This is a genomic window from Mycobacterium sp., from assembly GCF_032162605.1.
Lineage (GTDB): Bacteria > Actinomycetota > Actinomycetes > Mycobacteriales > Mycobacteriaceae > Mycobacterium.
Genome location: NZ_JAVROT010000572.1, coordinates 17,435 through 27,092, shown reverse-complemented (window position 1 = coordinate 27,092; position 9,658 = coordinate 17,435). Strand labels below are relative to the sequence as shown.

Sequence of the window (9,658 nt, the reverse complement as noted above, 5' to 3'; positions counted from 1 at the left end):
AGGCCGGTGCGGATGACGTCGCTGCCGTAGAGAAGTCTGACGACGAGTCCACCGCCGCCCCTGAGGACGGCCTGGGATCAGTCGAGGGCGAGGAAGTCGAGGCCGCCCAAGCCAACGCAGCCGAAGTGCACGAAGCCGCCGCCGAAGGCACCGAATCCGCAGAAACCACCGCCGAATACGTCGCCGCCGAGAAGCCGAATGCCGAACCCGCTGCAACGCCGCGCCGTCGTTGGTGGCGCCGCGGCTAGATTATCCACAGTCGCGAGTTCATCCACAGATCCAGATTCGCCCGACCCTGCCAAGAAGTTTGAGTCAGTAGACACCGGCAGAGTCGCATGCATGTTCGATAGCGACCTTCCCGATCCGGCGGTCGTTTCCACACTCGGTGACGTCCAACTGGTCGACGCAATTCTGTCGACGTCGAAGCTCGAAGCCCAAGTCCAGGCCCGACGGCTGAGCGCGGTCGGCGAGCTTTGGGACCGTCGCAAGCAGCAAGCAGAATCCGAGGCCGACTACTTCGTCGTCGACACGATGCATGCGGTGTCCGCGGAGATTGCCGCTGCGATCGGAGTCACGTCCTCGCGTGCCGCCGGGCTGATCAGAGTCGGCGAAGCGCTGCGGGGTCGCCTGCCCAAGGTCGCAGCCGTGTTCGCTCGCGGGGACATCGACATGGCGATGTCCCCGCGAGCGTCAATCGCACCGAATTTGTAGAAGACCCAGATGCAGTGGCGCGAGTGGATACGTCGCTGGCGAAACGCGCACAGGGATGGACCGAAGTACTCGCGCAAGAAGATCGCCGAATACATTGATTCTTGGGTGGGGCGGTTCGACCCCACCGGGGTGCGCGAGCCCCGGAAGCCTTCCGACAACCGCTATCTCGACGTCAGAGCCTCCAGTCAAGGCATGGCTGGCATCTGGGGCAACCTGCACGTCAACGATGCCGTCGTCTTCGACGAGCGAATCAACGACTTGATCGCCACGGTCTGCCCGGACGATCCCCGCACCAAGGCTCAACTCCGAGCCGATGCGGTCCGTGCCCTGGCCGACCGGCAGGATCAGATGACATGCGCATGCAGCGCTGCGAGCTGTGAAGTCGAACGGTCCAAGCCAGAACGTGACATCGTGATCCACGTCCTGTCCGAGCCGTCAACCGTCGACGGTGCGGGCGCGGCACCGGGGTACGTCGCCGGATTTGGGCCGATAGCTGCAGAGACGCTTCGTGACCTCGCGAAGAGAGCACGCCGCAAGCCGCTCATCGTCCCGACGGACTCGACACCCGAGCCCGGTTATCGACCGTCGGCGGCCCTTGCCGAGTTCGTTCGATTCCGCGATCTCTTCTGCCGGTTCCCAGGGTGCGATGTCCCGGCGGCGTTTTGCGACGTCGATCATACGATTCCATTCGGGCTGGGAGGATTGACCCGCCCGTCGAACCTGAAGTGCGAGTGCCGAACTCACCGGCTGCACAAGCCCTACGAAGAGGCGACCTCGACGAGGCGCAATTCGCCGGGTACGCCGTTTCCGACACGCTTTACGTCGGGTTGCCTCGTTCGTCGCACGGCGCGGGGTGGCCGTCGTCGATGAATGAGAGCGTGCGGCGCATCTCGGTGGGCTGGATGCTGCCGCTCCAGTCCGCGTAGGGGTGGTCGAGGAGGAAGACGACCAGTAGGCCCGACGTCACCAGCATCGCGACTAAGCCGATCGGCGCCGCCTGGATGAGACGCCCTTCGCGCCTATCCGCTTGCAGGCACATGTAGGCGACGACCGCCCAGGCACCGACACCCAGCACGAACCACAGCGGCGGTGGCACCGACGCCGTCGCCTCGGCCAGACGCGCGCGGCGACCTTCGCGACGCTGCGCCTGCTGGTCGAACCACTGCGCGTAGGCCGCCTCCTGCTTGGCGCTGGTCGGCTCAATGCCCTCGAAGTCCCGACCCATCGTCTCGACCCAGGCAAGCACCACCTCCGAGGACTTCCCTGCTCTCATCGCAGGCCACTCGTCGGAGATGACGGCGCGCGAGTAGCAGATAAGTCCCCCGTGCAGAGCCCGGCCCGAATGCCCCTCCAACACGTTGGCGACATCGTGAAGCTCGGTGACCGCCACGGCTTCGACGCTCGCGCCGTCGCGGGCGTGTTGGTAACTCTGCAGCGAGAAGAAGATGACGAACGCGAGCATCACGGCGGTCATCGTGCCGACCACGGACAAAGTGGTGGCCGCGCGCGGCGGATCGGCGAACCAGCCCTGCTCAGGTATCCGACTTCGCACGAAAAGCTTGCTGATTATCGCCGCGGACACGATCACGATGAGGATCAGAAGCGCGATCCAGGTCAGCACCGCCGTACTGTAGCTGTGCGCGACGTCGACCGGCGTGGGTTTGTAACGTTCGCACGGTGACGCGTGCAGAAGGCCGGACGGTGGTCCTCCTTAACAGGCTCGGCGGTGACCACCTGATGCGCAAACAGTTCGCCGTGTGCGGCCAAGCGCGTGCAGACGACCACGGGATGGTCGTGGGCTGTGTGGGCGCTGGCGGGGCAATCCAGATATGCCACAGCGTGACTTGCAGGGTCACCCCGGTCGAAATTTCACGTATTCTCCACAGGGTTCGGCGGGAGGGGCCAAAAACCGCCTCTGAGCTGCGGTTATACCCGTGCGCGATACTGGGATTGAAGTAGGAGTAAAAGTGTTCTTCGCGTATCCGGTGACATCACCTGATCAAGCCGTTCTACGGTGAGCCTGCAGGGTGGGCCGAGAGCCAATTGCCCGACGGAACGGTCCATGGGTGGCTCCCACTGGCCACACATACACCACAAGGCCAGGTGGCCAGCTCTACTTTGGCGTTGGGTCAGTCGACGGGCAAGCTCGCGCCAGTGCCCAAGATCGTCCTGCCACACCCCAATCGCAGCGAGATGACGCCGAAGCGTCAGCGCACCCGCGCCGAAGACGTGTCCCGGCGCCACGCAGACGACCGGCAACGCAACGCAGAACGCCTTGCCTTCGAAAGGCGTCAGTTCGCTCGACGTCTCGCCAGAGACTACAAACCGCCGCCCTTCTGACGGCCGCTTCGCTCTGGCATGCTGGATCCGCGATGCACCCTCACGACACGACCAGCCACCGGGGTCCCCGGTACGCCATCATCGGGACGGCGGGGATCCTTGCTGGCGCGCTCGCCTACGTGGGCCTCCGCGATCCGCATGCACCGGGCTTCGGCTTTCCCACGTGCCCCTTCCACCTGCTGACGGGTTGGAACTGCCCCGGTTGCGGGGGTCTGCGGATGACCCACGACCTCTTGCATGGTGACTTCGGCGCGGCGGTAGTGGACAACGTCTTCCTCCTCTTCGGCCTTCCGATGCTCGCGCTCTGGCTGGTCCTGCGCTGGCGATCCGGTGGGCGACTGATGCCAAAGTCGGCGGTCGCGACGGTGATCGTGGCGGCAGCCACCTGGACAGTGATCCGGAATCTACCCGGGTTCCCGCTGGTCCCGACGTTTATCGGCGGGTAGCCCCGCTACTCCGCTGATACACTCGCGACTTGGGCCGCTGCAGTCCCGGACAGATCGTTACCGGACTGCGGAGGTGCTGCGAGTGCTGTTCTCGGCCTTGCCCGAAGCTCAGGGTCTGTACGACCCAGAGAACGAGGCGGATTCCTGTGGCGTGGCCATGGTCACGGACATCAAGGGACGTCGATCCCATTCCATCGTCGCCGATGGTCTGACCGCGTTGGAACACCTCGAGCACCGCGGCGCCGCAGGAGCTGAACCGAACAGCGGTGATGGTGCGGGGATACTCCTGCAACTGCCCGTAGAACTGTTTCGCGCGGTCGTCGAATTCGACCTGCCGTCGCCGACGGCCGAGGGCACCAACACCTTTGCCGCCGGCATTTGCTTCATGCCGCAAGATCCGGTCGCCCGGTCGGCAGCGCGCGAAGGCATCGAGACCATAGCGGTCGACGAGGGGCTGGAAGTGCTTGGCTGGCGCGCGGTTCCCGTCGATCCAGACGGAGCCGGCATCGGCGAGACGGCACTGGGTTGTATGCCGTACATGGCGCAGCTGTTCCTCGCCGCAGCAGAACGCAATGGCAGCAGACCCGGGGGCATCGACCTCGACCGTCGCGTCTATCCCGTGCGGAAACTCGCCGAGATGGGCGAGGTCTACTTCGCATCCCTATCGAGCCGTACCATCGCCTACAAGGGCATGCTCACCACAATGCAACTGCCGCAGTTCTTTTCGGATCTGCGTGACGAACGCTGCATGAGTGCCATCGCGATCGTGCACAGCCGCTTCTCGACCAACACGGTCCCATCGTGGCCACTGGCGCACCCGTTCCGATTCGTCGCCCACAATGGCGAGATCAACACGGTGCGCGGCAACCGCAACCGCATGCACGCCCGTGAGGCGATGCTGGCCAGCGCTCAGATCCCAGGAGACCTGGCGCGACTATCGCCGATCTGCACTGCCGATGCCTCCGATTCGGCCTCGTTCGACCAGGTGCTGGAACTGCTTCATCTCGGCGGACGCAGTCTCCCGCAGGCCATCCTGATGATGATCCCCGAGGCCTGGGAGAACAACGTCAACATGGATCCAGAGCGACGCGCGTTCTGGCAGTTTCACGCGTCGTTGATGGAACCGTGGGACGGTCCCGCCTGCGTGACGTTCACCGATGGCACGGTCGTCGGTGCGGTGTTGGACCGCAACGGATTACGTCCTGGGCGTTGGTGGCGCACCATTGACGACAGGATCATTCTCGCCAGCGAGAGCGGTGTCCTGGACGTGCCGTCCGCCGAGATCGTCGCGAGGGGCCGGCTGGAGCCGGGCAAGATATTCCTCATCGATACCGCCGCAGGCCGCATCGTTTCCGACGACGAAATCAAGCAGGGGCTCTCGACTGCCGAATCGTATGGCGAATGGTTGCATTCCGGCCTGCTCGACCTGTCGACCCTGCCCGAACGTGTTCGCGTTCAACCGAACCACGACTCGGTGGTGCGCAGGCAGATCTCCTTCGGATACACCGAAGAGGAGCTGCGGATCATGCTTACCCCGATGGCCGCCTCGGGTGCAGAACCCCTGGGCTCCATGGGAACCGACACACCCGCAGCAGTTCTCTCGCAGCGGTCCCGGCTGCTCTACGACTACTTCGTCGAACTCTTCGCCCAGGTGACCAACCCGCCGCTGGACGCCATCCGCGAAGAGGTCGTCACGTCCATGTCGCGCGTGATGGGCCCCGAGCACAACCTGCTGGAGCCGACCGCGGCGTCCTGTCGTCAGATCGTGCTGAAGTGGCCGGTGCTCGACAACGACGAGCTGAACAAGATCGTGCACATCAACGCCGACGGCGAGCAGCCCGGCCTCAAGACCAGGGTGCTGCGGGCGCTCTACGACGTCGAACGTGGCGGCGAAGGCCTGGCGGACGCCCTCGAGGATCTGCGCATCCGCGCCTGCGAGGCGATCGCGAAGGGTTATCGGACGCTGGTCATCTCCGATCGCGACTCGGACCACACCAAGGCGCCGATCCCGTCGTTGCTCGCGGTGTCGGCGGTGCACCACCACCTGGTCCGCACCAAGCAGCGCACCATGGTGGCGCTGGTCGTCGAGAGCGGTGACGCCCGCGAGGTTCATCACATCGCGATGCTGATCGGGTTCGGCGCCGCGGCCGTCAACCCCTACCTGGCATTCGAGTCGATCGAGGATCTGATCCGCGAGGGTGAGCTCACGGGAATCGAGCCGACGACTGCGGTGCGCAACTACCTCAAGGCGCTCGGAAAGGGCGTCATGAAGGTGATGAGCAAGATGGGCATCTCGACCGTCGCGTCCTACACGGGTGCGCAGGCGTTCGAAGCCATCGGGCTGAACCGCGACGTCGTGGACGAGTATCTCACCGGCACGCCGACCCAACTCGGCGGTGTGGGTCTCGACGTCATCGCAGAGGAGGTTAAGCTCCGGCATCGGCGGGCCTACCCGGAGAATCCCACGGAACGCGTCCACCGGCGCCTCGAAGTGGGCGGAGAGTACGCCTTCCGTCGCGAGGGTGAACTTCATCTGTTCACCCCGGAAGTCGTGTTCCTGCTCCAGCATTCGACGCGCACCGGACGGTACGAAGTCTTTCAGGAGTACTCCGACGAGGTGAACCGGCTGGCACGTGACGGCGGGACGTTGCGCGGACTCTTCGAACTGCAGTCCGGCGTACGGCCACCGGTCCCACTCGACGAGGTCGAATCCGTCGAGTCGATCGTCACTCGCTTCAACACCGGCGCGATGAGCTACGGCTCGATCTCCGCCGAGGCCCACGAGACGATGGCGATCGCCATGAACGCACTTGGTGGCCGATCGAACTCGGGGGAGGGCGGCGAGGACGTAGACCGGTTGTACGACCCGCGTCGGCGCAGTGCGGTCAAGCAGGTGGCGTCCGGGCGCTTCGGCGTGACCAGCGACTACCTGGTCAATGCAACGGACATCCAGATCAAGATGGCTCAAGGAGCGAAACCTGGTGAAGGCGGCCAGCTTCCGGGCTACAAGGTGTATCCGAACATCGCCAAGACCCGTCATTCGACACCGGGCGTCGGGTTGATCTCGCCTCCGCCGCACCACGACATCTACTCGATCGAGGACCTGGCGCAGCTCATCCACGACCTGAAGAACGCCAATTCGCAGGCGCGGATCCACGTCAAGCTGGTCAGCTCCGTCGGCGTCGGCACCGTGGCGGCGGGCGTTTCGAAGGCCCACGCCGACGTCGTCCTCATATCCGGCTACGACGGCGGTACCGGTGCCGCACCGTTGACTTCGCTGAAACACGCGGGCGCGCCGTGGGAGATCGGGCTGGCCGATACGCAGCAGACGTTGGTGCTCAACGGCCTCCGGGACAGGATCACCGTCCAGTGCGACGGCGGCATGCGCACGGCGCGTGACGTGATCGTCGCCATGCTGCTCGGCGCGGAGGAGTACGGCTTCGCCACGGCTCCGTTGGTGGTGGCCGGCTGCATCATGATGCGGGTCTGTCACCTCGACACCTGTCCCGTGGGCGTGGCGACGCAGAATCCGGAACTGCGGGCCCGGTTCAACGGCAAGCCGGAGTTCGTGGAGAACTACTTCAGGTTCATCGCCGAGGATGTCCGCAAGTATCTGGCGGAGTTGGGCTTCCGCAGCATCGACGAGGCCGTCGGCCGGGTCGAAATCCTCGACACGGCACCTGGTGTCGCCCATTGGAAGAGCCAGGGGCTCGACCTGTCTCCGATCTTCGCGGTGCCGAAGGACGCGCACGGAGCCAAGCTGACCCAGCGGCGCCGGCTTCGGGATCAGGACCACGCGCTGGAGCATGCGCTGGACCAGACCATCATCGCGCTCGCGGAGGGAGCGCTCGAAGATGCGCACCCGGTGCGCCTGGAACTGCCGGTGCGCAACGTCAACCGCACCGTCGGCACGCTCCTGGGGTCGGAGGTCACCCGCCGCTACGGCGCACAGGGCCTGCCCGACGACACCATCCACATCACGCTGACGGGTTCGGCTGGCCAGTCGATCGGCGCGTTCCTGCCGCGCGGCGTCACGCTCGAACTCATCGGTGACGCCAACGACTACGTGGGCAAGGGACTTTCGGGCGGCCGAGTGATCGCCCGGCCCGACGACGACGTGCTGTTCCTACCCGAGGACAACGTCATCGCGGGCAACACCCTGCTCTTCGGCGCAACCTCCGGCGAGGTCTTTCTCCGCGGCCGGGTGGGGGAGCGGTTCTGCGCGCGCAACTCCGGCGCCCTGGCTGTCGTGGAGGGGGTCGGCGACCATGCCTGCGAGTACATGACCGGCGGCCGCGTCGTCGTGCTGGGGTCAACCGGCCGCAACATGGCCGCGGGGATGTCGGGTGGCATCGCCTTCGTACTCGGGCTGGACCCTGCGAAGGTCAACCCCGACATGGTCGACCTGCAGCAATTGGAGGCGGAGGATCTGGCGTGGCTACACACCGTCGTCGCGCAGCACGGCCGACACACGGGTAGCACGGTCGCACGTTCGCTTCTGTCCGACTGGCCGAGGCGCAGTGAGCAATTCACCAAAATCATGCCCACCGACTACGAGAAGGTCCTGCAGGCCACGCGGATGGCGAAGGCAGAGGGACGCGACGTCGATACCGCGATCATGGAGGCAACCCGTGGCTGATCCGTTCGGCTTCCTCAAGGTGTCCAAGGTCGAAGCCGCCAAGCGCCCCGTCGACGAGCGGGTCGGTGACTGGCGAGAGGTGTACGAACGCCAGGATGCGCACGAACGTGCGGGCGAGGTCTCTCAACAGGCCCGGCGTTGCATGGACTGTGGAATCCCGTTCTGCCATTCCGGAACCGCCGGCTGTCCGCTGGGCAATCTGATTCCCGAGTGGAATGACCTGGTGCGGCGTGGCAGGTGGGACGCGGCGAGTGATCGACTGCACGCCACCAACAACTTCCCAGAGTTCACCGGTCGACTGTGTCCCGCACCATGCGAGGCGGCGTGCGTACTCTCCATCGCCGAAAGCGAGACGGGTGGGGCCGTCACGATCAAGCGCATCGAACAGACGATCGTCGACCAGGCCTGGATGAACGGCACCATCGAGCCCCAGCCCGCCGCCATTTCCACCGGCAGGGGGGTTGCGGTCGTGGGCTCGGGCCCGGCGGGCCTGGCCGCGGCTCAGCAGCTCACTCGTGCTGGGCACCACGTCACGGTGTACGAGCGAGACGATCGACTCGGCGGTCTGATGCGATACGGCATCCCCGAGTACAAGCTCGAGAAGTCCATGCTGAACCAGCGGTTGGCGCAGATGCGTGCCGAGGGAACGCGTTTCGTCACCGACTGTGAGGTCGGTGTCGACCTGTCGATCGAGCAGTTGCGACGTCAGCACGACGCCGTGGTGCTCGCCGTCGGCGCCCTGCGGTCACGCGACAATGACGTCGAGGGACGTGAACTCGAGGGCGTACACCTGGCGATGGAGCACCTGGTGCCCGCCAACAAGGAATGCGAAGGCGATGGCGCGTCGCCCATCTCGGCGGCGGGCAAGCACGTCGTGATCATCGGCGGCGGCGACACGGGCGCCGACTGCCTGGGTACCGCTCATCGCCAGGGTGCGGCGTCGGTCACCCAGCTGGACTACAACCCGGAGCCGCCCGAACAGCGGGACGCCTCCCGGTCGCCGTGGCCGAGTTGGCCGATGGTGCTGCGCACGTCACCCGCCCACGCCGAGGGCGGCGCCCGTCGTTTCGAGGTGGCCGTTCAGCGGTTCGTCGGCGACGACAGGGGCCAGGTCAGGGCCATGGAGATCGCCGAGGTCAAGGTCGAGCGCGACGCGGACGGCCGCAGGCGCATCACACCGGTGGGCGAATTGATCGAGATCCCTTGCGAATTAGCCCTTTTGGCGATCGGCTTCGAGGGCGTCGAGCACATGCCGCTGCTCGATGGACTCGGTCTGCAGCTCAACAGGCGGGGTGCGCTGGCGTGCGGCTCGGACTGGCAGACCGACGCTCCAGGTGTCTTCGTGTGCGGAGACGCCCACCGCGGCGCGTCGCTCATCGTGTGGGCCATCGCGGAGGCTCGCAGCGCCGCGCACGCGGTCGACGCCTACCTCATGGGCGAGTCGGATCTGCCCGCCCCGGTCAAGCCGAGCGCGCTCCCACTGGCCGTGGTCTGAATCGTCATCTGAATCGATTAACGACTA

Annotated in this window: 4 protein-coding genes and 2 pseudogenes; 5 read left to right on the top strand and 1 reads right to left on the bottom strand. The window is 65.6% G+C overall.

From position 1 onward, the window contains the following. A pseudogene (locus QOI01_RS31815) lies at positions 1-248 on the top strand (hypothetical protein); the annotation flags it as partial. Beyond that, positions 199-1,581: pseudogene (locus tag QOI01_RS31810) on the top strand (HNH endonuclease signature motif containing protein). The pseudogenes QOI01_RS31815 and QOI01_RS31810, both read left to right, overlap by 50 nt. Here the strand turns inward: QOI01_RS31810 and QOI01_RS31805 are convergent. Then, positions 1,529-2,332: a bestrophin-like domain gene (locus QOI01_RS31805; RefSeq protein WP_526387512.1), complete on the bottom strand. Its 804-nt coding sequence runs from the start codon at positions 2,330-2,332 to the stop codon at positions 1,529-1,531. The pseudogene QOI01_RS31810 and the gene QOI01_RS31805 overlap by 53 nt on opposite strands. Positions 2,333-3,083: 751 nt before the next feature. Here QOI01_RS31805 and QOI01_RS31800 point away from each other — a divergent pair. From QOI01_RS31800 to gltD, 3 genes are all read left to right on the top strand, one after another. Next, a complete protein-coding gene (locus QOI01_RS31800) occupies positions 3,084-3,497 on the top strand; it encodes a DUF2752 domain-containing protein (protein ID WP_526387510.1) in 414 nt (137 codons plus the stop codon). A gap of 82 nt (positions 3,498-3,579) precedes the next feature. Then, positions 3,580-8,136: a glutamate synthase large subunit gene (gene gltB, locus QOI01_RS31795; RefSeq protein WP_526387508.1), complete on the top strand. Its 4,557-nt coding sequence runs from the start codon at positions 3,580-3,582 to the stop codon at positions 8,134-8,136. Beyond that, positions 8,129-9,631, top strand: a complete 1,503-nt coding sequence (gene gltD, locus QOI01_RS31790) for a glutamate synthase small subunit (protein WP_526387506.1) — start codon at positions 8,129-8,131, stop codon at positions 9,629-9,631. Before gltB ends, gltD begins: the two co-directional genes overlap by 8 nt. Positions 9,632-9,658: the final 27 nt, after the last annotated feature.